This window comes from Kitasatospora sp. NPDC058048 (assembly GCF_042885555.1).
In the GTDB taxonomy this organism is placed as follows: domain Bacteria; phylum Actinomycetota; class Actinomycetes; order Streptomycetales; family Streptomycetaceae; genus Kitasatospora; species Kitasatospora lactacystinica.
Genome location: NZ_JBHVRT010000035.1, coordinates 1 through 22,833 on the forward strand (window position 1 = coordinate 1; position 22,833 = coordinate 22,833).

At 73.0% G+C, this 22,833-nt stretch carries 22 protein-coding genes; 8 read left to right on the plus strand and 14 right to left on the minus strand.

Annotated features, from left to right (window positions below):
* Positions 1-123: 123 nt before the first annotated feature.
* The 4 genes from ACFVVA_RS30355 to ACFVVA_RS30370 are packed head-to-tail and all read right to left on the minus strand — an operon-like array spanning position 124 to position 3,707.
* Positions 124-840 (minus strand): ABC transporter permease, encoded by a 717-nt coding sequence (locus tag ACFVVA_RS30355; RefSeq protein WP_387693961.1) that lies wholly within the window; start codon positions 838-840, stop codon positions 124-126.
* 58 nt (positions 841-898) lie between these two features.
* Entirely contained in the window at positions 899-1,816 is a 918-nt protein-coding gene (locus ACFVVA_RS30360) for an ABC transporter ATP-binding protein (RefSeq protein WP_387693962.1), read from the minus strand.
* Positions 1,817-1,846: 30 nt separating this feature from the next.
* Positions 1,847-2,746 (minus strand): ABC transporter permease, encoded by a 900-nt coding sequence (locus ACFVVA_RS30365; protein WP_387693963.1) that lies wholly within the window; start codon positions 2,744-2,746, stop codon positions 1,847-1,849.
* Positions 2,730-3,707 carry an ABC transporter ATP-binding protein gene (locus ACFVVA_RS30370; protein WP_387693964.1) on the minus strand — a complete coding sequence of 326 codons (978 nt, stop codon included), beginning with the start codon at positions 3,705-3,707 and terminating at the stop codon, positions 2,730-2,732. Before ACFVVA_RS30370 ends, ACFVVA_RS30365 begins: the two co-directional genes overlap by 17 nt.
* A 215-nt stretch (positions 3,708-3,922) precedes the next feature.
* Here ACFVVA_RS30370 and ACFVVA_RS30375 point away from each other — a divergent pair, with 215 nt between their 5' ends.
* From ACFVVA_RS30375 to ACFVVA_RS30390, 4 genes are read left to right on the plus strand one after another with little or no spacing between them, the layout of a single operon-like run.
* Entirely contained in the window at positions 3,923-4,363 is a 441-nt protein-coding gene (locus tag ACFVVA_RS30375) for a hypothetical protein (RefSeq protein WP_387693965.1), read from the plus strand.
* A 13-nt stretch (positions 4,364-4,376) separates the two neighbouring features.
* The gene (locus ACFVVA_RS30380; protein WP_387693967.1) at positions 4,377-6,659 is read left to right on the plus strand and encodes a hypothetical protein; all 2,283 of its coding nucleotides are present in this window, start codon (positions 4,377-4,379) and stop codon (positions 6,657-6,659) included.
* Complete coding sequence (locus tag ACFVVA_RS30385; protein WP_387693968.1) at positions 6,656-7,261, plus strand: hypothetical protein; 606 nt, start codon at positions 6,656-6,658, stop codon at positions 7,259-7,261. Before ACFVVA_RS30380 ends, ACFVVA_RS30385 begins: the two co-directional genes overlap by 4 nt.
* A complete protein-coding gene (locus tag ACFVVA_RS30390) occupies positions 7,258-7,785 on the plus strand; it encodes a hypothetical protein (RefSeq protein WP_387693969.1) in 528 nt (175 codons plus the stop codon). The genes ACFVVA_RS30385 and ACFVVA_RS30390 overlap by 4 nt, the downstream gene beginning before the upstream one ends.
* Positions 7,786-7,812: 27 nt before the next feature.
* On the opposite strand, the gene ACFVVA_RS30395 is transcribed toward ACFVVA_RS30390, so the two are convergent.
* The 3 genes from ACFVVA_RS30395 to ACFVVA_RS30405 all read right to left on the minus strand — a co-directional run bounded on the left by ACFVVA_RS30395 (position 7,813) and on the right by ACFVVA_RS30405 (position 10,406).
* Positions 7,813-8,427 (minus strand): hypothetical protein, encoded by a 615-nt coding sequence (locus ACFVVA_RS30395; protein WP_387693970.1) that lies wholly within the window; start codon positions 8,425-8,427, stop codon positions 7,813-7,815.
* 92 nt (positions 8,428-8,519) lie between these two features.
* Positions 8,520-9,407 carry an LLM class flavin-dependent oxidoreductase gene (locus ACFVVA_RS30400; RefSeq protein ID WP_387693971.1) on the minus strand — a complete coding sequence of 296 codons (888 nt, stop codon included), beginning with the start codon at positions 9,405-9,407 and terminating at the stop codon, positions 8,520-8,522.
* Between the two features lie 87 nt (positions 9,408-9,494).
* Positions 9,495-10,406, minus strand: coding sequence for a serine/threonine-protein kinase (locus tag ACFVVA_RS30405; protein ID WP_387693972.1), 912 nt, complete (start codon positions 10,404-10,406; stop codon positions 9,495-9,497).
* 85 nt (positions 10,407-10,491) lie between these two features.
* Between ACFVVA_RS30405 and ACFVVA_RS30410 the strand changes: the two genes are divergently transcribed.
* The 3 genes from ACFVVA_RS30410 to ACFVVA_RS30420 all read left to right on the plus strand — a co-directional run bounded on the left by ACFVVA_RS30410 (position 10,492) and on the right by ACFVVA_RS30420 (position 12,654).
* On the plus strand, positions 10,492-11,037 hold the full coding sequence (locus ACFVVA_RS30410) for an RNA polymerase sigma factor (protein WP_387693973.1): 546 nt from the start codon (positions 10,492-10,494) through the stop codon (positions 11,035-11,037).
* Positions 11,038-11,309: 272 nt separating this feature from the next.
* Complete coding sequence (locus ACFVVA_RS30415; RefSeq protein WP_387693974.1) at positions 11,310-11,882, plus strand: hypothetical protein; 573 nt, start codon at positions 11,310-11,312, stop codon at positions 11,880-11,882.
* A gap of 94 nt (positions 11,883-11,976) precedes the next feature.
* A complete protein-coding gene (locus ACFVVA_RS30420; RefSeq protein ID WP_387693975.1) occupies positions 11,977-12,654 on the plus strand; it encodes a hypothetical protein in 678 nt (225 codons plus the stop codon).
* A 103-nt stretch (positions 12,655-12,757) separates the two neighbouring features.
* On the opposite strand, the gene ACFVVA_RS30425 is transcribed toward ACFVVA_RS30420, so the two are convergent.
* Entirely contained in the window at positions 12,758-12,946 is a 189-nt protein-coding gene (locus ACFVVA_RS30425; RefSeq protein ID WP_387693976.1) for a hypothetical protein, read from the minus strand.
* Between the two features lie 161 nt (positions 12,947-13,107).
* Here ACFVVA_RS30425 and ACFVVA_RS30430 point away from each other — a divergent pair, with 161 nt between their 5' ends.
* Complete coding sequence (locus ACFVVA_RS30430; protein WP_387693977.1) at positions 13,108-13,950, plus strand: HAD family hydrolase; 843 nt, start codon at positions 13,108-13,110, stop codon at positions 13,948-13,950.
* Between the two features lie 103 nt (positions 13,951-14,053).
* Here ACFVVA_RS30430 and ACFVVA_RS30435 read toward each other — a convergent pair whose 3' ends face one another.
* The 6 genes from ACFVVA_RS30435 to ACFVVA_RS30460 form a co-directional block, all read right to left on the minus strand.
* A complete protein-coding gene (locus ACFVVA_RS30435; protein ID WP_387693978.1) occupies positions 14,054-14,971 on the minus strand; it encodes a phosphate ABC transporter ATP-binding protein in 918 nt (305 codons plus the stop codon).
* 23 nt (positions 14,972-14,994) lie between these two features.
* Positions 14,995-15,906: a sortase gene (locus ACFVVA_RS30440; protein ID WP_387693979.1), complete on the minus strand. Its 912-nt coding sequence runs from the start codon at positions 15,904-15,906 to the stop codon at positions 14,995-14,997.
* Positions 15,903-17,720, minus strand: a complete 1,818-nt coding sequence (locus ACFVVA_RS30445; RefSeq protein WP_387693980.1) for a phosphate ABC transporter substrate-binding protein PstS — start codon at positions 17,718-17,720, stop codon at positions 15,903-15,905. Before ACFVVA_RS30445 ends, ACFVVA_RS30440 begins: the two co-directional genes overlap by 4 nt.
* Before the next feature lie 38 nt (positions 17,721-17,758).
* Positions 17,759-18,997, minus strand: coding sequence for a phosphate ABC transporter permease PstA (gene pstA, locus ACFVVA_RS30450; protein ID WP_359898080.1), 1,239 nt, complete (start codon positions 18,995-18,997; stop codon positions 17,759-17,761).
* A gap of 109 nt (positions 18,998-19,106) precedes the next feature.
* On the minus strand, positions 19,107-20,138 hold the full coding sequence (gene pstC, locus ACFVVA_RS30455; protein WP_387693982.1) for a phosphate ABC transporter permease subunit PstC: 1,032 nt from the start codon (positions 20,136-20,138) through the stop codon (positions 19,107-19,109).
* Positions 20,139-20,250: 112 nt separating this feature from the next.
* Positions 20,251-22,731, minus strand: coding sequence for a hypothetical protein (locus ACFVVA_RS30460; RefSeq protein ID WP_387693983.1), 2,481 nt, complete (start codon positions 22,729-22,731; stop codon positions 20,251-20,253).
* Between the last annotated feature and the right edge of the window lie 102 nt (positions 22,732-22,833).

Consider the following 22,833-nt stretch of genomic DNA (forward strand, 5'->3'; position numbering starts at 1 on the left):
CAGCCTCAGGTGTCCGGGGCCCACTGCCGTACCGGGTCCACTTCCGTACCGGGTCCACTTCCGTACCGGCTCCGCTGCCGGACCGGGCCCACCGCCGTACGGGGGCTCAGGGCCGGGCCGGGCTCACTCCTCGCCGGCCAGCGTCATCCCGGCCAGCTTCACCGAGGCGAGCACCGTCGCCGCGACGGTGACCACCAGCAGCAGCGGCACCGCCGCCGCGAGCGAGACGTCGGAGCTGATCGCGTTCTGCCCGGCGACCGCCTCGGCCACCGAGCGGCCCCACTGCTGGATGCTCAGCGTGCGGGCGCCCTCGACGAAGTTGCCGACCGTCGACTCCCAGATCAGGGCGTACGCGAGCCCGGCCACCACCGCGTGCCGGGTGACCACGCCGAGCAGCAGGAACAGCGCGCTGTACGCGGCGCCGGCGACCAGCACCGCCACGGTGTAGCCGAGCGCCACGCCGTCCTGGGTGCCGACCAGCAGCAGCCCGGCCAGCAGCGTCGGGACGACCGAGAACAGCCAGGTGACACCGATCGCGACGACCAGCTTGGTGGTGACGATCCGCCACCGGGGCAGCGGCTTGGCGAGCAGATAGACGATCGAGCCGTCGTCGATCTCGTTGGCGATCACCCCGGTGCCGACGACCAGCCCGAGGATCGGGATCAGGGTGCCGAGGCCGAGGGCCCCGAGGATGTTGCCGGCCGTCTCGTGGGGGTCGGCGCTGGACACGCTGGCGATGGCCGCGACGATCAGCAGCAGGGCGGGGACCACCAGCAGCAGCAGGCCGCGGCGGCGGCCCAGCAGCCCGCGCAGGGTCAGCCTGGCGACGGTGGGGTTCATGGTCGGTCCGCCCCTTCCTGGGCAACGACGGTCCTGGCGGCGGTGCTCACGTGCCCGCTCATGCGGAGACCAGGTAGGAGAAGACGCTCTCCAGCGATTCGTCCGCCGGGGAGACGGTGTACAGCCGGATGCCGGCCTCCCGGGCGACCCTGGGCAGCAGGGTGGTGAAGCCCTGGAAGTGCACCGCTTCGATCCGCAGCGCCCGCTCCCGCTCGTCCACCTCGATGCCGGTGGTCGAGCCGTCGGCGATCAGCGCGGCGGCGAGCCGGCGGTCGTCGCTGGAGCGGACCAGGTAGCGGTGCGGGCGGTCGGTCATCAGCCGGCGGATCTTGCGGTAGTCGCCCGAGGCGGCGTGCCGTCCGGCGACCACCACCTCGATGTGCCGGGCCAGCTGCTCGACCTCCTCCAGGATGTGGGAGGAGAACAGCACGGTCCGGCCGTCCGCGCCGAAGCGGCGCAGCAGTTCCATCAGCTGGAGCCGCTGGCGCGGGTCCATGCCGTTGAAGGGCTCGTCGAGCAGCAGGACGGACGGGTCGTGGACCAGTGCGGAGGCCATCTTGACCCGCTGCTTCATGCCCTTGGAGTAGGTGCCGGTGCGGCGGTCCTTGGCGTAGGCCATCTCCACCAGGTCCAGCGCCCGGCCGGCGGCGGCGCCCGGCTGGGGCAGGCCGTGCAGTTCGGCGTTGGCGAGGACGAACTCCCAGCCGGTCAGGTAGTCGTACATCGACTCCCGCTCGGGCACCAGCCCGATCTGCCGGTACACCTGCTGGTTGCGCCAGATCGGCGCGCCGTCCAGGGTGACGGAGCCGCTGGAGGGGGCCAGGAAGCCGCTCATCATGTGGATGAGGGTGGACTTGCCCGCCCCGTTGGGGCCGAGCAGGCCGGTGATGCCGGGGCCGATGGACATGGTGATGTCGTTGACCGCGACCACGTTCCCGAACCAGCGGGAGACCTTGTCGATGCTGATGGTGGCCATGCCGCTCCCCTCTCAGACACTGCAGTTGGATTAGACACTGCGGTAGCGGCGCAGCAGCAGCCGGTACGAGCCGACCACCATGGCCACCGCGACGAGCGCGAACACGGCGAGGCCCAGGCCGCCCGGCGCGTGCCGGCGGTCGAGTCCCTCACCGAGGCCGAACAGTTCGTTGACCAGGGACTCCACCAGGTCGGTGGGCGAGATCAGCGACATCCACTGCGCGGTGTCGGAGCCGGTCGTGCTGGGGTTGCTGATCCCGACCGCGGCGGCGCCCAGGGCGGCGCTGACCGCCAGGTAGCCCATGATGGCGGCCACCCCGAAGCCGCGGCGCGGGGTGGCGGCCGCGATCACCAGGGCGACCGAGGTCGGCACCAGCGCGTACAGGACGGCCGCGACCAGGCCGTACAGGAAGTGCCCGGTGTTGTGCCCGAAGTCCATCCCGCCGAGCAGCGCGCCGATGTACAGCACCAGCAACGGGGCCGCCATCAGCAGCAGCTGGGCGCAGACCATGGCGCCGAACTTGGCCCGGACGTAGTCGGTGCGGGTGATCGGGCGGGAGAAGTAGAGCGGGACAGTCTGGTAGCGCAGGTCCCGGGAGAGCAGTACCGGCGCCTGGGAGGCGAGGAAGACCGAGACCACCAGGCTGAGCATGGAGAGGTAGCCGGCGTACTCGACCGGCAGTTCCTCGCGCTTCATCACGACCGAGAGCGCCACCATGATCAGCGCGGGTACGGTCACCACACCCAGCACCAGCATCGGCAGCACCTTGGACTTGCCGGAGCGGCCGAGGCCGTACGCGGCGCGCAGGCTCTGGGTGAAGAGCGCGCGGGTCGCGTAGGAGCGGCCGAGCCGGGGGCCGGTGTAGCCGCGGTAGCCGATGTCGTGGATGACGCCGGTGTCGGCGGACCTGGTGTCAGGAGGCAGCGCCATCGTTCGTCCCTCCCCTGCTCTGCTCGGTGTCCTGGGAGTCGGTGAAGAGTTCGGCGACCCGGTGCCGGCGCTGTTCCAACCGGACCAGGCCGAGGCCCAGTTCGGCGACGGCGTCGCGGATGGTGTCGTACGTCGACTCGTCGGCCAGCCGGACCAGCAGCTGGTGCGAACCCTCGGACTGGACGGACAGGCCGACCGCGGCGAGCCGCTCGCGGACCGCCGGGCCCGGCTCCAGGCCGTGGTCCTCCGGGTGGTCGCCGACCTCGACCGCGAGGACGGCCGTCGCCTCGGTGAAGGAGGCGGTGGAGGAGGAGCGCAGCAGCTTGCCGCCGTCGATCACGACCAGGTGGTCGCAGGTCCGCTCCAGCTCGCCGAGCAGGTGGGTGGTGACCAGCACCGAGATGCCGAAGTCGGTGTGCACCCGGCGGATCAGCCCCAGCATCTCGTCCCGGCCGGCCGGGTCGAGGCCGTTGGTCGGCTCGTCCAGCAGCACCAGCTTCGGGTCGTGCACCAGCGCCTGGGCGAGCTTGACCCGCTGCTTCATGCCGGTCGAGTAGCCGCCCATCGGGCGGTACCGCTCCTCGTAGAGGCCGACGTGCCGCAGGGTGTCCGCGGTGCGCTCACGGGCGGCGGTGGCGGGCAGGCCCGCCATCCGGGCCATGTGCACCACGAACTCGGTCGCGGAGACGTCCGGTGGCAGGCAGTCGTGCTCGGGCATGTAGCCGACCTGCGCGCGGATCTCGGACCCGCGGGTGGCGACGTCCAGGCCGAGGACCTCGCCCCGGCCGGAGGTCGCCGGGGCGAGCCCGAGAAGGATCTTGATCAGAGTGGACTTGCCCGCGCCATTGGCCCCGACCAGGCCGACCACACCCGGCCGCACCTCGACGGTGAGCTGGTCGAGCGCGGTGACCCGGGGAAACCTCTTGGTGAGGCCGTCCGTCTTGATGACAGCTGTGGACACGCCGACCACCGTAACGGTCTTGTGCCACAGGGGTCATGAGCTCGAATGACGAGCCCGTCTGCTGCTGCGGTATGACGCCGGCCCCCCTCTCCCCTAGGGGTTCGGCAAAACCGGAACCCGCCTGTACCCTTTGTCGAACTCTTGACGTACTTGCCACATTCTTTGCCAACGGGGGTGCCGGAACAGCGTTCCGGCGCGGGAGGGGATCGATCGACATGTCTGATCGGGCGACCGCGTTCGACCGGATGATGAACCCTTGGGCCTACGACGCGGACGGGAACCTGACCGACCGGGCCCGCGCCCAGGAGGCGGCCCGCACGCAGATCAACTCGGCCTCGGCACCGGGCGGGGGAGGCGGGGGCGGAGCCGGCTTCAGCGCCGACACCAACGCGCTGACCACCGCGGGGAACAACTCCGACCAGATCCACGCCCGCCTCAACACCGACGGCCGGGGCGCCGACGAGGCCACCACCAAGGTCTCCACCTCGCTCGCCAACTGGAGCACCGGCAAGGCCGCGGCGGGCGCCGCCGGCACCTGGGACCAGTGCGTCGCCGCGCTCGGCGGCACCATCGGGCAGACCACCCAGGCGCTGCGCGCCACCGCCACCAACTACCGCCAGAACGAGTCGGCCGTCCAGCACGACCTCGGCGCCTGAGAGAAGAGCAGCGATGGTCGACTTCCACGAGCTCAGCACCGCCGACTTCGGCGTCCTGGACACCGCCGCCACCGCCTGGACCACCGTGGCCCAGAAGCTCAAGTCGATGGACGACGACTGGGACAGAACGGTGATCGCCCAGGTCAACTCCGCCTGCTGGAGCGGCCCCTCGGCCGACCAGGCCCGCCCCGGCCTGCAGCGCACCAACGAGCAGTTGACCGCCGCCGTCACCGAGGCGAACGCCTTCGCCTCGATCTTCACGGAGGCGTCGACCGAGTTCAAGGCGGCGAGGACCAAGCTGGACAAGGCGGTCGCGCAGGCCCGCACGGCCGGGCTGACCGTCACCGACAACGGCACCGTCAGCTGGCCCCCGGCCGACAACGCCACCCGGCACGACTACGAGGCCCTCCGGGACTACCAGAAGGAGTGGGGCGACAAGGCGGAGGCCGCCCGCAAGGCGATCGACGCCGCCGTCGCCGAGGCCGCCGCCGCCGACGAGCGGATCGCCTACGCGCTGCGCGCCGACAGCATGACGGACGGGCAGAAGTCCTTCAACGGCAAGGCCATCGGCGGCGGCCCCGAGGCCGACGGCAAGCGCGCCGCCCAGCTCGCCGCCAAGGGCGGGGACATCACCGAGCCCGAACTCACCGAACTGAACTCGCTGCTGGCCTCGCACGGCAACGACCCGAAGTTCGCCACCAAGTTCTACCAGGACCTCGGGCCGGACGGCCTGATCAAGTCCTGGAACGGCATGGTCGGCGACCCGGCGCACCCCCGCGACGACAAGTCCCCGCGCTGGAAGGCCTACCAGGACCTCCAGAAGAACCTGGGACTCACCCTCGCCACCGCCACCCGCACCACCAACGAGCCGCACCTGTCGGACGAGTGGTCCGCCGCGCTGCGCAAGGCCGGATCCCAGCCGGTCTGGGACAAGCCCTACCGGGCCTCCGGCCTCGACTACGTGCCGTACGGCTACCAGGTGCTCTCCGGCATCCTGATGAACGGCGACTACGACGCCCACTTCATCAACCCGATCGCCGAGCACGTCACCCAGCTCGACACCCAGGACAGGTACTGGCCGGCCCCGCCGCCCGGCTCCAAGATCCAGGGCTTCAACCTGACCGGGGGCGACGAGGCGGGCTCCGGCTTCCGTCCCACCACCGCCGTCCTGGAGGCGCTCGCGCACAGCCCGGAGGCCGCCAACAAGTTCTTCACCGAGCAGCCGACCGCGTACAACCAGGACGGCACGGTCAACCAGGGCGGCAAGCCCAAGCCCTCGGACTACTTCGACTACTACGCCCACGACAAGGACTGGATCCCGGACACGACCTCGCGGGACTCCAAGGTGTGGGACGCGAGCAAGCAGGCCGGGCCGGCCGCCTTCGGCCGCGCCCTGGAGGCCGCCACCACCGGCCACCCGTACGACGAGCCCGGCCCCGTCCCGCCGGAGCGGCACACCACCGAGCAGGCCGACCTGATGAAGCGGGTCGTGGACACCTTCGGCCGGCACGGCGACGACGGCGGGCTGGACGACATCAAGGGCGACGGCAAGCTCGCCGCCATGCGGGGCAGCCTCGGGCACATGACCGCCGAGTACATCGGCGACGTGCAGAACGCGCTCGCCCTCACCCACGAGCTGCCGGTCAACGGCTCGCCGGCCAACCTCGGCAAGTCCTCCGTGGAGGGGCTGATGGACGCGCTCGGGCGCGATCCGGAGTCCTACGGCGCCGTGGTCAACGCCAACCAGGCGTACACCACCGCCCTCATCCGCGGCCACATGGACGGCGGGCAGACCGACTTCGCCCGGCTCAACGTCGACATCAACAACATCGCCCACGCCGGCGGGATCGCCAGCGGCATCCTCAACGAGGCCCGGGTCGACGAGGTGCACTACAAGCACGCCGAGTCCGACAAGGAGTTCAACGAGGCGCTGGAGAAGAACGTCGGCTACGGCAAGGACGCCTTCAGCGCCGTCATCGGCACCGTGACGGAGAAGATCCCGCTGGGCGGCGAGGTCGCCGACCAGATCATCGACTCGATCGCCGAGAGCGTGATCGAGGCCAACAAGCAGGACACCACGGCGGCCGGCGACCAGACCGCGCGCGACGAGAACGCGAGCGGACAGAACCAGGCGGTGGGCAGCGTCAAGCAGGCCGTCAAGGACGCCGGCGGCACCTCCGGGATGAGCCGCGAGGACGTCAACCGCCTCGCCGAGAGCGCCGGGATCAACGTGATGAACGGCTACAGCAACGGAGTCGTCAACAACCACGTCAACCACGCGAAGGGCGGCGCGTGAAGGACCTCGCGGCCCGGTGGGGCCGCTTCCTGACGAACCGGTGGGGGTGGCGCCTCGACAGCCGGTGGTGGCTCCCCCGCGTGCTGGTCCTCGCGGTGGCGGGGGCCGGGACCGTCGGCTACCTGGACTGGCGGGGCCACCGCCCCGCCGACCCGCCCGGCCGGGCCGCCCACCTCTGCCGGATGCCCACCGGCGCCGGCACCCCGCTCGCGCGACTGCTCCCCGACGGCGGCCAGGACGTGGAGGAGGAGACGAAGGCCCTCATCGGCCAGGACCCGCAGACCTGCGTCATCCGGGTCGACGGACGCGGCGCGATCACCTTCACGTCCGTCCGGCGCCAGGGCGAGCTCGCCCTCACCGCCGAGGGCGCCGCGCACCCGCAGGCGCGCGCCTTCGACATCGCCGGCCTCGGCACGTCGTGGCCGGGCGGCGCGGCCGTGGCCGCGAGCTGCCTGGGCGGGAAGTACACCTCGAACGACTACGTCCAGCTGGAGGTCACCGCCGGGGAGGCCGCCCGCGCCTCCGGCGACGGCGGCCGGGCCGACCTCGAAGAGCTCACCCGGGCCGCCCTGGTGGAGGCGAGGAAGGACCGGTGCTCATGAAACGCTCCCAGGCGCTGCTCGCCGGCGCGACGGCGCTGCTGCTCGGCGGCGGCCTGCTCGGCTGGCACCTGTACCTCGACCACGCCGCGTACCGGCCACCGGCCGTGTCCCTGTCGCACGGGGAGTGCCGGGGCCTGCTGGACGACCCGGCCGTCGCCGAGCTGCTCGGCCGGGCCCCCCGGGTCTTCGCGGTCACGGAGTACACGTCGGCGACGGCCGAGGTCAAGCCGTCCCTGCACTGCCGGATCTCCGGAGAGGACGGGCGGACGCTGACCGCCGACGCGGAGTTCGGGGACGTGCGGTCCGGCGGCGACACCCTCGGAGCGGCCGCCTTCGGCTGCTCGGTTAACGGCCGGACCGAGGCCTACCGGGCCGTCCTCAGGATCACCGTGAAGGACGGCGGGCACCTTCCCGACGGACCCGGCCGGAAGCGGATGGGAGAACTGGCGGGCGGCTTCGCCGAGCGGGCCGCCCAACGGCAGCTCGGCTGCGCGGGCGGCGCCGAACGGCTCGACGTGATGTGAGCCGGCCGGCGCCGCTCCCGGCGCCCGTCAGCTGTGGGCCCGCTCCCACAGCTCGGTGACCTTGCCGGAGGCGTCGATCGCCACCTTGTAGTCACCGGCCGAGCAGGGGTACGAGCCCTTCTCGTTGTGCGGCGCGGCGAGGCACTCGTTGACGTGCTTCACCAGGTCGGCCAGGTTGACGTCCTTCGGCGGGGCCAGCACCGAGCTCAGGTGGCCCTTGGCGGTGGGCGCGAACGCGGCGCTCTTGTCCGCGCCGACCGGCTCGAAGACGACGTCGTTCACGCCGCAGGCGTCCTTGGTGTCCTTGTAGACCAGGGTCGTCGCGCTGGTGCCCTTCGCCGGGTAGACCCACTTCTGCCCGGCGGGCAGCGGCCCGTGGGTGCAGAAGCCCTCCGGCTCGCCGTCGGCGGACGGCGTGCCCGTCGCGGCGGGCTTGCCGGTCCCGGCGGGCTTGCCGCTCGGCGCCTGGCTCGCGGCGCCGGCCGGGGCGGCGGTGGGCGCGGCGGAGGCGGCGGTGGTCGCCCCGCCTCCCGCGCCCTGGTCCGCGCTGTCGTCGGGGCCGCAGGCGGCCAGGCCGAACGCCGCGGCGGCGACCAGGGCGGTGGCGAGAAGTCTCCTGGAGCCGGAGCTGGAAGAAGGCATGACGAAGGAACCCCCGTGGTGACGCATGATCAGTTAGGTGACGCGGCCGACAGACTAGCGCCCCGGACCGACGCCCGCCCCGCCGACGGCGCTCAGCCCAGCCGGGCGAGGCCCTCGGTGGCGATCTCCTCGAAGACCGCGAGGTCGTTCTCGAAGATCGAGTCGGGGATCGGCCAGTGGATCACCAGCTCGGTGACGCCCAGCTCCCGGTAGGTGCCCGCCCAGTCCACGAAGGCCTCCACCGACTGCAGCGGCTTCTCCGCGGTCGAGCCCTGGAGCAGCACCTTCTCCAGCGTCGCGACGTCCCGGCCCCGCTCCTCGCAGGCGGCCGTCAGCTTCTCGATCTGCCGCGCGATCACACCGGGCGCCTGCTCGACGGGCACGTCCGCCGGGCCCTTCGGGTCGCCGTACGTCACCCAGCCCTGCCCGTGCTCGGCGGCCAGCCGCATCCCGCGAGGGCCGGCGGCGGCCACGTAGAACGGCAGCCGCGGCGTCTGCACGCAGCCCGGGATGTTCCGCGCCTCGACCGCCGAGTAGTACGTGCCCTCGCGCGTCGTGGCGTCGCTGCGCAGCAGCTCGTCCAGCAGCGGCAGGAACTCCCCGAACCGGTCCGCCCGCTCCTTCGGCGGCCACGCCTCCTGCCCCATCGCCGTCGCGTCGAAGCCCGTCCCCCCGGCTCCGATCCCCAGCGTGAACCGGCCGCCGGACACGTCGTCCAGCGTGATCAGCTCCTTCGCCAGCGTCACCGGGTGCCGGAAGTTCGGCGAGGTCACGAGCGTGCCCAGGCGCAGCCGCTCGGTGGCGCAGGCCGCCGCCGTCAGCGTCGGCAGCGAGCCGAACCACGGCTCGTCCTGGAAGGACCGCCAGCTCAGGTGGTCGTAGGTGTACGCGGCGTGGAAGCCGAGTTCCTCGGCCCGCCGCCAGATCTTCTGCCCTTCGCTCCACCGGTGGACGGGGAGGATCACGGTGCTCAGTCGCATGCCACCGACCCTACGGCAGCCGTCAGCGGCCGGGCCTGCTCCTCGGGGCCGCCGTTCGGGCCGGTGCGGGCCGGCTCCCTGCCGGATTCAACGCTGCAGCCAGCTCAGCAGGGTCGTCGCCGCGAACACCGTGCCCGCCGCCAGACAGACCGCGCGCGGGGTCAGCCACCCGGGGCCTTCCGGGGGCCGGGACTGCGGGACCGGAGCCAGCAGCGCGTCCGCGAAGGCCTGGGCGGTCGGCGGTCGGTCCGCCGGCTCGACGGACATCGCGGTCCGCAGCAGCAGGGCGACGTTCGGCGGGAGCTCCGATCCGGCCGGGAGCGCCGGCAGCGTCGAGGCGGTCGGCCGGCCGGTCATCAGGGCTGTGGCGCGTCCGCCCGGGCCGAACGGCTTCTGCCCGGTCAGCAGCTCGTAGGCCACGACGGCCAGCGCGTACACGTCGGCCCTCCCGTCGAACCCGCCGGTCTGGAAGGCCTGTTCCGGTGCCATGTACGCGGGCGTGCCCGTGGTCACCGTCAGCCCGGACGCGTCGGCCAGTTGCTTCGCGCTGCCCAGATCCGCCACCAGCACCGCGGCGGGCGCGGGGCCGGTGGCGAGCAGCAGGTTGGACGGCTTGACGTCGCGGTGCACCACGCCCGCCTCGTGCAGGACCTGGACCGCGTAGCCCGCCTCCGCGGCCAGCCGCAGCGCCTCCTGCGGTTCGCACTGCCCGACCCGGTCCGCCAGGGTGCCGCCGCGGACGTAGTCCATGACGAAGTAGGGCCGGTCCTCCTGCACCCCGACGTCGTGCACCCGGACCACCCGGGGGCTGGCGATCCGGCGCAGCAGCCTCGCCTCCGCCAGGAACCGTTCGCGCACATCGGCGTTGGCGGCCCAGTTCTCGGCCAGCACCTTCACCGCGACGTCGGTGTCGAGCTCCGGATCGTAGGCCTTCCAGACCGTCGCGAAGGAGCCGGCTCCGAGCCGCTCCAGGAGGAGGTAACGGCCGAGCTTGCGCATGTGGCAGCATTCTGCCGGAGTCGGGGGGAGCGCGGAACTCCCGTTCGACGGTGGGGTGCCGGGCGGGACGAGACGGGGGATCCGGGTGTTCGAGGAAGGTGAGCTGGAACGGCTCGTGGCGGCTGCTCAGGCGGGCGACCCGGGGTCGATGGAGTACCTGCTGGCCAAGCTGCGGCCGGTGGTGCTGCGCCGCTGCTCGCGCTTCCTGCCCCACCACGCCGACGCGGAGGAGGCGGCGCAGGACGCGCTGCTGTCCGTCAGCACGCACCTGGGCCAGTACGGCGGCCGCGGCTCCTTCCAGGGCTGGGTGACGGTGATCGCCTCGAACGCCGCCCGGTCCGCCTACCGCTCGATGCGCCGGCGCGCCGAGGACAGCCACGCCGACCTCCCCGAGTCCGTCGACCCGCGCACCACCAGCGTCATCGCCGGGACCCGGCTCGACCTGATGGAGGCGCTGGCCGCGCTGGAGCGGCAGCACCCCACCCTGGTGGAGGCCTTCGTGCTGCGCGACCTGGGCGACCTGACCTACGTCCAGGTGGCCGAGCAGCTGGACGCGCCGTTGAGCACGGTCAAGGACCGTATCGACCGGGCCCGCCACTTCATGCGCGAGCGCCTGGTCACCGGCCTGTGAACGGCGCCCCTCCGGCGGGCCGCGGCCGCGTCGCCGTCCGGCGCCGGTCCGCCGTCGCCGCCCTGGTGGCGGCCGCCGCGCTCGGGCTGGCGGCCGGCCGGTTCGTCCTGCCACCGCCCCCCGGCGCCACCCCGCCCCCGGCAGCACGGTCGGGTGCCGCGGTCGGCGGGGCGTCCCAGGGCGCGTCCGCTCCCGCGACGCCCGGCGGGTCCGGCCCGACGCCCGCGTCCTCGGCCTCCGGCTCCGCCTCTCCGACCGGTGCGACCGGGCCGATGACGACCGCGAACCTTGTGGACCCCGCGGCGTTCAGCCCGGACATCCGCATCGGGCAGATCCACGTCACCGACTGGTACGGCGACGGGTTTGACGCCAATTCGGCCTGCTCCGGCGAGACGACCCTCAAACAGACCCTGAGCGGGACCGGCGCCCACTTCCGCGGACTGACGACCAGCCCCCGCACCGAACCAGGCGACCCCCCGCCGGCCGCCGACCGCGTCGACCAGGTCGCCCGCGAGGTCGCCGCCGAGGCCCCGAGCCCTTCCCTGGCGCAGAACTTCACCGAGCGCCTGCTGCTGGAGGAGGTGCCCTGCAAGGAGGAACCGCCAGGGCACTGGGTCTACGGAAGGACCACGACACTGCAGCTCGCCCCGGACGCCACCGCGAGCTGGATGGGTACCTACGAGGGAACCCTCAATACCACCGGCAGAGCGCCCGAGGGCAAGGAGCCCTGCGGCGGCATCGCCGTGCTGCGCAGCGGCAGCCACTACGGAGTGCTGAACGTCCACGCCTGCCTGGGCACGGCCGCGATGGACCACGTCGTCAGGGCCGCTCTGTCACAGCTGTGAAACAGCCGGTCCGGGCTCCGGCTTTCCCTCCCCCGGCGGCATCTCCCCGGTTGTACGAGGACGCAGCAGGCGTCCCGACCAGCAGGGGGACCAGATGACCGAGAACCAGGCCGTCCAGCAGAAGTCCGTTCGCCGCAACCGGATCGCCGCCGCGGCCTGCTTCGCCGCCGCGCTGATCACGGCCAGCGTCGTCGGCACCCAGGCGGCCACCGCCGACGGGGCCGCGCACAGCGCACCGCACCGCACCGCGGTCGCCGCGCCCGGACTCGGCTCCGCCCACCTTGTCCAGAGCGAGGACTTCCAGAAGGGCATGAACCCGGTCGGTGCGACCATCGAGCTGACCGGACGCCAGGGGCTGTCCGCATGCTCCGGCGAGGAGACGATGCACGACCTGACCAAGGACAAGGCCACCGCGTACGCGTCCGTGCACTGGACCTTGGACACCAAGGGCATGCTGATCGAGTCGGCCGCGAACGCCCCCACCGGGACCGCGGCCGCCACCTGGGAGCAGCAGCTCGTCGCGCTCGTCGAGGGCTGCCAGGACGAGCCCGCCGGCCACTGGTACTACGGCGCGGCCCACAGCCTGACCGTCACCGGCGGCACCGCCCGCTGGTACCCGGCCTACAACGGCGACGGCACCGCCGCCGGCGGGGTCGCGGTCCTGCGCAGCGGCACCAGGGTCGCCATCGTCGAGCTCACCGGCCAGCCCGGCTCCACCCCGGCCGCCGTCGAAGGCATCACCACCGCGGCACTGAACCGCCTCTCCTCCTGAACGGCGGCCCCGCCCCCGCCCGGCGGCCCCGCCCCGCCCGCGCCGCCGGGCGGGGGCGGGCCGCACGGCGGTGCTACGGGTGCGGGCGGGCCGCACGGCGGTGCTACGGGTGCGGGCGGGTGCGCTGGGCGGGCAGGGACGGGGCGCTGGTGCGGCGGGCGAGTTCGGCGAGGGTGTGGAAGAGGACGTCGCCGAGCAGGACCGGGTCGCGCGAGGCGCCGGGGGCCTGCGGGTCGCGGGTGTCGGGGCGGGCGCTGGAGGACGGCTGGTCGCGGAGCTGGCGTGTGGGCATGGCTCTTCCTGCCGACGGGGTGGCCGTGAGCGGTCATGCCCGCCGCGGCCGCCCGGGCACCGCGGGGGCCTGGGGATCGGCCGGAAACGGCGCACGAAGGGCTTGATCACGGCGCGGACGGCCGGTGGGTGCGGGCCCGGGCCGGTGACCCTGCCGCGCCGATGGGCGAAGATGGACCGGTGACCGAACCCCGTACCGCGCCCCGCCTCATCGCCACCGACCTGGACGGCACCCTGCTCTGCTCCGGTGGCACCGTCACCGACCGCACCGCCGCGGCGCTGGCGGCGGCCGAGGCGGCCGGGGTGCAGGTGGTGTTCGTGACCGGGCGGCCGCCGCGCTGGATGCAGCAGGTGAGCCCGCACATCGGCGGCCACGGGGTGGCGATCTGCTCGAACGGCGGCGCGGTGGTGGACGTGCGGCGCGGCGAGCTGCTGGAGACCTTCCCGCTGCCGGTGGAGACCACCCTGGCGGTGGTCGAGGCGCTGCGGGCCAAGCTGCCGGGCACCGCGTTCGCCTTCGAGCACCCGGGCGGCTGGGCCCGCGAGCCCGGGTACGCGGTGCCGATGTGGGGCGACGAGCTGGAGCACGAGGTCGGCACGGCGGAGGAGCTGCTGGGGGCCGGCGGGTCGGTGCGGGGCCTGTTCAAGCTGCTGGCCAAGCACCCGGACCTCGACCCGGACAAGTTCCTCGCCGAGGCCAGGGAGGCGGCCGGGCACCTGGCGGAGATCACCCGCTCGGCGGCGATCCCGCTGCTGGAGATCAGCGCGCCCGGCGTCACCAAGGCCAGCACGCTGGCCCGCTGGTGCGCCGGGCGCGGGATCGACCGGAGCGAGGTGGTGGCCTTCGGCGACATGCCGAACGACCTGGAGATGCTGGCCTGGGCCGGCACCGCGTACGCCGTCGCCAACGCGCACCCGCAGGTGCTGGCGGCGGTGCCGCTGCACACCCTGAGCAACGAGCAGGACGGCGTCGCGGCGGTGCTGGAGCGGCTCCTCGGCCGGTAGGACAACGGGAACCGCTCCGGCCGGGAACGGCCGGAGCGGCCGGAGCGGTCGGAATGGTCGCAGCGGTCGGAATGGTCGCAGCGGTCGCAGCGGTCGGACCGGTCTAGCCGAAGCGGCCGTTGACGTAGTCCGAGGTCCGCTGGTCGCGCGGGCTGCCGAAGATCTGCTCGGTCGGCCCGGCCTCGACGATCCGCCCCGGGGTGTCGTGGGTGGCCAGGAAGAACGCGCAGGTCTGCGAGACGCGCTGGGCCTGCTGCATGTTGTGGGTGACGATCACGATGGTGAGCCGCCCGCGCAGTTCGGCGATCGTCTCCTCGACCCGCCGGGTGGAGGTCGGGTCGAGCGCGGAGCACGGCTCGTCCATCAGCAGGATGTCCGGCGAGACGGCCAACGACCTTGCGATGCACAGGCGTTGCTGCTGGCCGCCGGAGAGCGCCCCGCCCGGGGTGTGCAGCCGGGTGGACACCTCGTCCCAGAGCCCGGCCCGGCGCAGGCTGGTCTCGACCAGGTGCTGGCGCTCGTCCTTGGACACCTTGATCCCGGCCAGCTTGAGCCCGCTGGAGACGTTGTCCTGGATGGACATCGCCGGGAACGGGTTGGGCCGCTGGAACACCATGCCGATCCGGCGCCGCACCTCGGCGGGCCGGCGGCCGGGCCGGTAGACGTCGTCCCCCTCCAGCAGCACCTCGCCGGAGAGGGCGGCGCCGCGCACCATCTCGTGCATCCGGTTGAGGATCCGCAGGTAGGTGGACTTGCCGCAGCCGGACGGGCCGATCAGCGCGGTGACCTCACCGGCCGGCATCGCCAGCGAGACCCGCTCCAGGACCTTGCGGCTGCCGAACCAGGCGGAGACGTCGCGGGTCTCCAGTCCGGCGAGCGGCTCGTCGCCGGGGTGGCCGTCCGCGTACTGCCGGTCGGCGTACGGGACGGGGGCGACCGGGGGGAGGGTGATGGTGTCGGCGACCGGGTCGGCCGGTGAGGGGGCCGCCATCGGGGTTTCGGTCAGTGGTGCGTCGGTCATCGGAACGGTCCTCCGGGCGCGCGTCAGTAGAGGTTGGGCAGCAGGGCGGCGGCGTTCTCGTAGACCGCCCAAAGCAGCGCGCCGACCACCGGCGCGAGGCTCAGGTACGCGGCCGAGCGCCGCCAGTACCGGGCCAGCAGCAGGGCGCCGGCCACCGCGCCGAGCAGGCCGAGCGACCACAGCTGGAGCGTGGCCAGCGCGCCCTTGTCCGCGGCCAGTGCCTTGTCGTACGGGACGGTCGCGGGCCGGCCGCCGGGGTTCTGCTGCGGGTCGCCGTCCAGCCGGGCGCCGATCAGCACGGTGGAGCCGGGGATCCAGTCGGAGTCGCCGGTGACCAGGACCATCCGGTTGCGGGCCTGGTCGACGATCGGGTGGTCGCCGTCGCCGTACACGTTGACGGTGTAGGTGAACGTGCCCTGGCCGGTGGTGGCTTCGATCTTGTCGCCGACCCGCAGCCTGGACAGCTCGGCGAACGGCGCGCCGAAGGTGGCGCCGCGGCCGAAGACCACGGCGACCCCGCGCTGGCCGGGCAGTGCGGTGTCCCGGCGGTGGCCGGGGCCGCGCATCAGGTCCCGGCCGGTGGTGCCCTCGACCACCACGGCCCGGTGCAGGCCGATCGCCGGGATGTCCAGCAGTGCCACCGGGTCGCCGTCGGCGGCCGCGCCGGTCGGGGCGACCGCCCGGGCCAGCTGGTCGCGGAAGGTCTTGTACGCGGTGGACTGGTAGTGCTTCTGCTGGACGTGCGAGAGCGTGAACAGGTACCCGACGAAGCCGAGCACCAGCGCCGCGGCCAGGCTGACCGCCCAGGCGCCCTGGAGGAACCGCCGCCGCCCGGGGGAGACGGCGGGCCGGGCCGGGGCGGCGGGCCGGACGGGGGCGACCGGCTGCTCCGGCGCGCTCGGCGCGACCGGCTTCTCCAGCACCGGGGCCGTCACGAGGTACCGCCCGAGCCGTTGCGGCGGCGCAGCAGCCGGCGGCCGAGCAGCGGCGGGACGAGCACCACGGCGAGCAGTTCCAGCGCGGTGAGGGAGGACAGCATCCAGTCCTCGGGCTTGCCGCTGACCTCGACCACGTTGGCCGCCACCTCGGTGGCGGCGCCGCCGCGGCCGCGGGCGACCACCTGGCCGGTCTGCGGGTCGACCACGTCCTCGGTGGCGTCGCCGGCACCGGGCGCGTTCGGGTCACCGCCGGCCGCGCCGCCGGCCGCGTTCGGGTCGCCGGCACCGCCGGCCGTTCCCGCGCCCGTACCGGTACCGGCGCCACCCGCGCCGCCGCCGGTACCGCCTCCGGAGCCACCGGACCCGCCGGTGCCGCCGGAACCGCCCGCCGCACCGCCGGAGCCGCCGGCCGCGCCACCGGAACCGCCCGCGCCCGAACCGGTCTTGACCGGCTGGCCGTTCTGCACGGTGCAGTCCAGCGGGGTGCCGGCCTTGTCGCAGGGGCTCGGCATCGGGGCGTTCTTGAGGACGGTCAGTTCCCCGGCCGAGTTGAAGGTCGGGTTGGCGCAGTTGGAGAGGGTGTTCGGGTCGACCGGGCTGGCGTTGCCGGGGATGTTCCTGGTCTGCAGCAGACCGCCCTTGACCAGGCCGCGCGGGATCGGCGAGTAGCCGAGGTCGTCCGCCTTGCCCTGGCCCTCGCACAGCACGTACGAGAGGAAGCGGCTGAGGGCGGAGCCCTTGTCGTTGTTGAAGCGCGGCGGCGGCGGGTTGGCCGCCCCGGCCCGCGGCACGATCAGGTAGCTGTAGCTGGAGATCGGGTAGGCACGCGGGTCGTCCATGGTGTAGACGCCGTCGAGGTTCTGCTGCAGGTAGTTCGGGTCGTCCGCCGGGGTGCCGTCGTCCACGCCGCGGATCTTGGCGGCGGTGAGCGCGACGGCGACGTTGGAGGCGGTCGGCAGCGAGTAGTAGCCGGCCTGGTTGAGCACCTTCACGACCGGCCAGTTGCTGCGCTTGGCGAACGCGTACTCGTCGTAGCCGATGGTGCCGACGTTGCCCGGGGACTTGATGTAGCCGGCCACCACGTCGGAGCCGTTCTGCGCGACCATCCGGCCGGACGGCGGGAAGAACTCGGTGTAGTCGCCGCAGCTCACCCCGTTGACGGCCTTGCAGTAGGACTCCCACTGGTCCTTGTGGGTGTGCTCCATCCAGCGGGTGAACTGCGCGGTGGCGCCGGAGCCGTCGGAGCGGATCACCGGGGTGATCTGCAGGTTGGGCAGGGCCTTGCCGTAGTCGCTGGTGACCTTCGGGTCGTTCCAGTTGGTGATCTTGCCGGTGAAGATGTCCACGATGGTCTGCGGGGAGAGCCGCAGGTCGCGGACCTGCTTGCCGCCGACCACCAGGTTGTACATGAAGGTGGTGCCACCCGCGGTGATCGGCACGTAGGAGTAGCCGTAGACCGGGTTCTCCCGCTCGCCGCCGCCGTTCGCGTGGCCGTTCTGCCCGAGGCCGGTGTCCGGCGAGGAGCGGAACGGCACGTCGGAGGCGGTGAAGTCGTCCTGCCCGATCGACCACTGGGTGCGGCCGGCCGCCGAGCCGACCGGGTTGAAGTTGATCTGGATGCCCTGCGGGGAAACGTCCTGGCGCCACTGGTCGATGGCGGGGCCGGCCCAGCTGGAGCCGTCCGCGCTCAGCGAGATCGAGGCGGCGTGGGCCGGGGTCTGCCCGATCAGCAGGGAGGCCGTGGCGAGCGACAGGGACATGGCCCCTGCCAGCAGCCGGGCCGTGGAGCGCCTTGCGGCCTCCCGGAACATGTGAACTCCTCGGGGACGGAGGGTGGTTGGTCCGGACATCAGTGCTTCGCCTGCGAGTGGAGGGCGTACGGACGGGCGATGGCGCCGAGCGCGGCCGCCTCCTGTCGGCGGGCGTCCCGGTCGATCCGGCGCTTCTGGGCCCGGGTCAGCTGCCCGGGCCGGCGGCCGCCGAGCACGCGCGCGGTGACGAACAGGACCAGCACGACGCCCATCAGCGTCAGGCCGGCCGCGAAGCCGCGCGCGATCATGCCGTCGTACGGCTGCTTGACGTAGTTCCAGATGTAGAGCGGCAGCGAGACCTGGTGCCCCTCGAAGGGGTTGCCGTTGAACTGCGAGGTGAAGCCGGAGGTGAGCAGCACCGGCGAGGTCTCGCCGACGCCGCGCGCCATGCCGAGCACCACCGCGGTCACCAGGCCGGGCCGGGCGGTCGGCAGCACCACGTTCCACACGGTGCGCCACTGGCTGCCGCCGAGCGCGTACGAGGCCTCGCGCAGGGTGCCGGGCACCAGCCGGATGACCACCTCGGCGGCCCGGGTGACGATCGGCATCATCATCACGGTGAGCGCGAGCGAGGCCGCGAAGCCGCTCTTCTCGAAACCGAAGGTGATGATCACGACGCCGAGGATGAACAGGCCCGCCACGATGGACGGCAGCGCCGTCATCGCCTCGACCAGGGTCCGCACCGGGCGGGCCATCCGGCCGCCGACCTCGGACATGAAGACGGCCGCCGCGATGCCCAGCGGAACGGCGAACAGGGTTGCCAGGCCGAGCTGTTCGAGCGAACCGACGATCGCGTTGAGCGCGCCGCCGGAGGTGAGCTGGTCGAGCGGGCCGGTGTGCTCCATCGACTCGGTGAAGAAGTTGAGGTGCTGGGCCGCCTCCCAGCCGCGGCTGGCGACGTAGCCGATCTGGTCGGCGATCAGCGCGACCACCAGCAGCCCGGAGCTCCAGGCGACCACGGCGACCAGCCGGTCCCGCACCATCATCGGGTTCCACTGGAGCCGGCCGAGCAGGTAGTAGCCGGCCAGGAAGAGCAGGTACCAGCAGAGCAGGAAGCCGAAGGCGCCGCTGAACGGCAGCACCCGCTCGTACAGCACCCAGTCCAGTGCGAGCGAGCCGGCCGTCGCGCCCGCCACGGTGAGGACGTCGTCGCGGGTGACGCCGCCGATCCGGAGCTTCTTCTCGGGGCCCGGGGCCCCGGCCGCGGCTGGCCCCGGGGGCGCGGGCTCACCGGCGGGCCCGGACACCGCGACCGGCGGCAGGTCGAGCGTGGTCATCGGATGGTCCCTTCACGGTTCGGGTGGCTGCGTGGGCCTGTCGTCGCCCCGCGGGCGGGTGTCCGGGGACGGGCCCTGTCCCCGCGGGCGGTTCGGGGGTTCGTCATGCTCAGTCCGCCGTCGCGGCGCCGGAGCGCGAGCGGTTGATGACGACCCCGGCCAGCACGTTGACCAGCAGGGTGAGCGCGAACAGCACCAGACCGGCGGCCATCAGCGCGGAGAGCGACAGCGAGTCCGACTCGCCGAAGCGCAGCGCGATCAGCGCGGAGATCGAGTTGGCGCCGTTCTCCAGGATGTGGGTGATGGCCTTGAAGTTCGGCGAGATGATCAGCGCGACGGCGATGGTCTCGCCCATCGCGCGGCCGAAGCCCAGCATCACCGCGCCGATGACGCCGCCCTTGCCGAACGGCAGGACCACGGCGCGGACCATCCCCCAGCGGGTGGAGCCCAGCGCGTACGCGCCCTCCCGCTCGCCCTGCGGGGCCTGGGAGAAGACCTCCCGGCTGAGCGAGGTGACGATCGGGATGATCATCAGGGAGACCACCACGCCGGCGATGAAGGTCGAGGAGGTGTACGAGGTGCCGATGTCGCCGATGCGCACCTTGAGGAAGGGGATGGCGTCGCCCAGGTGGTTGGCCATCCAGCGGACGAAGCCGATGATCCGCGGCTGGAGGAAGAACAGGCCCCACAGGCCGTAGACGATGCTGGGGATCGCCGCCATCAGGTCGACGAGCGAGATCAGCGCGGCGCGCAGGCGCACGGGGGCGTACTCGGAGATGAAGATCGCGGTGCCGAGTGCCACCGGGACGGCGATGACCAGCGCGATCACCGCGATCAGCAGACCGTTGGGCAGGACGGCGGCGATGCCGAAGTTGTGGGCGGCGGTCTGCCACTTCTGCTCGGTCAGGAAGGACCAGCCGACCGCGCGCAGCGCGTCGGTGCCGCGCAGGACCAGGAAGAAGGCGATCAGTCCCATGATCGCGAAGACCGAGAGGCCGGCCAGCCGCAGCACGCCGCGGAACACCCGGTCCCCCGGGGTTGCGGGGGCGGTGATGGTGCGCGGGACGTCCTGATCGGGCCCGTGGTCGGGTTGGTGCGGCGCCCCGGCGTACGGTGCCGCGGGCTCAGCGGCGGATGTCATGTGTGCTCTCCGTGCTCGGGAACGGGCGTGCTCGGTGAGGGTCCGGGGCGCTGCCTCGGCGGGAGGAAGCGCTCGGCGGGGCCGGAACGGCGGCCCCGCCGCGCGCGGGTTCCTACTTGCGGCGCAGCCGCGACCACTGGGTGCGGGCGCCGGTCAGCACCTTCGCCCCGGCCGGGGTGCCGCCGAGGAACAGCGCGGCCGGTCCGCCGACCAGCAGCACCAGGCCGGCGATCAGCGCGACGGGCAGCAGCAGCCGGGCGGTGCCGGGCCGGTCGGGCACCGGGGTGCCGACCGGGGCCGCGGCGAGCGGGCCGCCGGAGGGCGCGGCGCTCGCGGCGGGCTTGCCGCCGGCGGCCGTGCCGGGGACCGCGGCGCCGCCGGCCGTGCCGGTCCCGGTGGAGCCGGTGGAGCCGGTGCCGGAGAGCCCGCCGCCGGACAGGCCGTCGGAGGAACCGAAGCCGGTGCCGCCGGAGTTGCCGTCCGCGCCGGTGGTGCCGGTGCCGGAGGTGCTCACCGGGCCGGTTCCGTCGACGGTGCCGCCGGAGCCCGAGCCGCCGTTGCCGCTCTCCGGGGTGCCCGGTTCGGGCTTCTCGGCCGGCGGGGCGGTCTGGTTGCCGGGCAGCTTGCCGTCCTGGGCCTCGACGTGCTGGACGGCCTGCTGGGCCTGCTGGCGCTGGGCGTTGTTCAGGGCGAGGAAGCCCTGGGCCAGCTGGCCGGGCGCGATGCCGTAGGTCTGCCCGGTGGTGGTCACCGTCTTGAGGAAGCGGGAGATCACGGCCGCCTTCGCGGCGGGCACCCCGCCGGTCGGGACCATCGCGTACTGGACGTAGCTCAGCGGGTACGCCCGCTGGTCACGGGAGAACGCGGTGTCGGGCGTGCCGTAGGGCAGCTGCTGGACCCCGGTGGCGGGGTCGGTCGGCATGTCGGCGACGGCGGCCTGGAAGCCGGCCGTGGACGGCGACACGTAGGAGCCGGCCGGGTTGAGCAGCGTGGCCTCGGGCAGCGAGAACGCCTTGGCCTGGGCGGTGTCCATGATGGCGAGCATCATCCGCTGGCCGGCCGGCTGCGCGGCGCAGGCGTCGTGCCCGCCGTTGGCGTTGTAGGTCGGCTGCTGGCAGTTCGGGCGGTTCTGGACCTGGTTGCGGGCGACCCGGGAGAGGCCCTCGGTGGAGGGCACCCACTCGAACTGCTTCCAGTGCGCCGTGTCGGCGCCGTCCTGCGGCGTGCTCGTCCCGGACATGTCCTGGGGCTGGAAGGCCTCGGCCGGGTAGCCGGTGAACCGGGGCTTCAGGTAGAAGCTGTCGACGTGCATGCCCCACGGGTCCGGCTCACCGTCGAGGAAGCGGGCGGCGTCCGGGTCGGCCGCGATCCAGGAGGTCAGCAGGTAGGTGAAGTCCGTCGTGCCGCCGGGGACACCGGGGAAGATCGTCAGGGCTCCGCCGCAGCTGGTCGGCCAGCTGATCCCGTTCTCCGGGGTCTCCGGGTTCAGCTGCCTGAACTCGGGGTCGGTGAAGAGGCAGATCGGGTTGCCGGCCACGGACGGGATGTCGGCACCGGGCGACGCGTAGGACTGGGTCAGCAGTTTGGCCAGCAGCCGCGCGTTCAGCTTCATGTCCTTGATCTGCCGACCGGTGTTCGGGTCGTCGACCACGAAGGTCACGGAGATCCCGGTCGTCGCCAGCGGGGCGTAGACGTACGGCCGCGGGGGCGGTGACGTGTCCGGCCGGGCCGTCAGCGCGAGGTCGATGCTGCTGCTGCCACCCAGGAAGGCCGACCGGGCCTGCGGCTCGCCACCGGCCGGGATGTAGCCCACGGTCATCGGGGACTCGCCCAGGCACAGGCCCGAACGCCACTGCTGCATCGCCCGGTTGGCCATTTCCAGACCGGCGGCGCCGAAGTCCTGGGCGCTCGCGACGCAGGAGTCCGGGGTGGGCGCGAAGGAGAGCGGGACCACGGTCCTGTTCAGCCAGGCGCACTGCTCGCTGGTGCGGTTCTTGGTCTTCGAGTTGATCCGGCCGGGCTTCATGACGCCGTCCGAAGCGGCGTTGTAGAACCTGTCCTTGTCCATCCGGTGGTCGTTGCAGTCGGCCTTGCCGCCGCGGATGTTGTACAGGTCCGTCGGGTCGCCGCCGTAGTTCGGCTCGACCACGATCGAGCAGGGGTGGGTGGCGTCGCAGCCGAGCGTGGTGCTCTCCTTGGCGCTCCACACCTCGATGGAGGCGGTGCCCGAGCCGTCCGGGCCGGTCGGGGCCAGCACCATGTTCGTGGGCCAGTCCGGCGTCTCCGTGTGCACCGGGCGGGCCGGCTGCTCGAAGCCCGCCTCGCGGTCGCCGCCGTAGAGGGTGCTGCCGTAGCAGTCCGTCACGGCGGGGTCGGTGCCGCGACACTGGTAGACCCGGACCGCGTACAGGTTGAGGGTCGACTCCACGGGCGTGGTCGTCACCGGGCCGCCGCTCTGGGTGACGGTCGGCGTGAAGCCGCTCCAGGAGACCTGGAGCACCTGGTTGGTCAGGTTGGCCGTCTGGGAGACCGTCACACTGCCCTCGTCGCCGTACGTTCCGGCGGCCGGGATCCACACCTTCGGGCCGGTCACGGTCGTCGAGGAGTCGGCGTGAGCCTGCGGCGCCGCGCCCAACCCGATCGGAACGACAGCGAGCGCCGCCACCACCGCCTTGGCGAGGGCCAGGGCCGGTAG

What these genes read in the sequence shown, in the direction of transcription:
- ACFVVA_RS30355 (WP_387693961.1), bottom strand. Translation starts at nt 840, where the DNA reads ATGAACCCCACCGTCGCCAGGCTGACCCTGCGCGGGCTGCTGGGCCGC.
- ACFVVA_RS30360 (WP_387693962.1), bottom strand. Translation starts at nt 1,816, where the DNA reads ATGGCCACCATCAGCATCGACAAGGTCTCCCGCTGGTTCGGGAACGTG.
- ACFVVA_RS30365 (WP_387693963.1), bottom strand. Translation starts at nt 2,746, where the DNA reads ATGGCGCTGCCTCCTGACACCAGGTCCGCCGACACCGGCGTCATCCAC.
- ACFVVA_RS30375 (WP_387693965.1), top strand. Translation starts at nt 3,923, where the DNA reads ATGTCTGATCGGGCGACCGCGTTCGACCGGATGATGAACCCTTGGGCC.
- ACFVVA_RS30380 (WP_387693967.1), top strand. Translation starts at nt 4,377, where the DNA reads ATGGTCGACTTCCACGAGCTCAGCACCGCCGACTTCGGCGTCCTGGAC.
- ACFVVA_RS30390 (WP_387693969.1), top strand. Translation starts at nt 7,258, where the DNA reads ATGAAACGCTCCCAGGCGCTGCTCGCCGGCGCGACGGCGCTGCTGCTC.
- ACFVVA_RS30395 (WP_387693970.1), bottom strand. Translation starts at nt 8,427, where the DNA reads ATGCCTTCTTCCAGCTCCGGCTCCAGGAGACTTCTCGCCACCGCCCTG.
- ACFVVA_RS30400 (WP_387693971.1), bottom strand. Translation starts at nt 9,407, where the DNA reads ATGCGACTGAGCACCGTGATCCTCCCCGTCCACCGGTGGAGCGAAGGG.
- ACFVVA_RS30405 (WP_387693972.1), bottom strand. Translation starts at nt 10,406, where the DNA reads ATGCGCAAGCTCGGCCGTTACCTCCTCCTGGAGCGGCTCGGAGCCGGC.
- ACFVVA_RS30415 (WP_387693974.1), top strand. Translation starts at nt 11,310, where the DNA reads ATGACGACCGCGAACCTTGTGGACCCCGCGGCGTTCAGCCCGGACATC.
- ACFVVA_RS30420 (WP_387693975.1), top strand. Translation starts at nt 11,977, where the DNA reads ATGACCGAGAACCAGGCCGTCCAGCAGAAGTCCGTTCGCCGCAACCGG.
- ACFVVA_RS30425 (WP_387693976.1), bottom strand. Translation starts at nt 12,946, where the DNA reads ATGCCCACACGCCAGCTCCGCGACCAGCCGTCCTCCAGCGCCCGCCCC.
- ACFVVA_RS30430 (WP_387693977.1), top strand. Translation starts at nt 13,108, where the DNA reads ATGGGCGAAGATGGACCGGTGACCGAACCCCGTACCGCGCCCCGCCTC.
- ACFVVA_RS30435 (WP_387693978.1), bottom strand. Translation starts at nt 14,971, where the DNA reads ATGACCGACGCACCACTGACCGAAACCCCGATGGCGGCCCCCTCACCG.
- ACFVVA_RS30445 (WP_387693980.1), bottom strand. Translation starts at nt 17,720, where the DNA reads ATGTTCCGGGAGGCCGCAAGGCGCTCCACGGCCCGGCTGCTGGCAGGG.
- pstA (WP_359898080.1), bottom strand. Translation starts at nt 18,997, where the DNA reads ATGACCACGCTCGACCTGCCGCCGGTCGCGGTGTCCGGGCCCGCCGGT.
- pstC (WP_387693982.1), bottom strand. Translation starts at nt 20,138, where the DNA reads ATGACATCCGCCGCTGAGCCCGCGGCACCGTACGCCGGGGCGCCGCAC.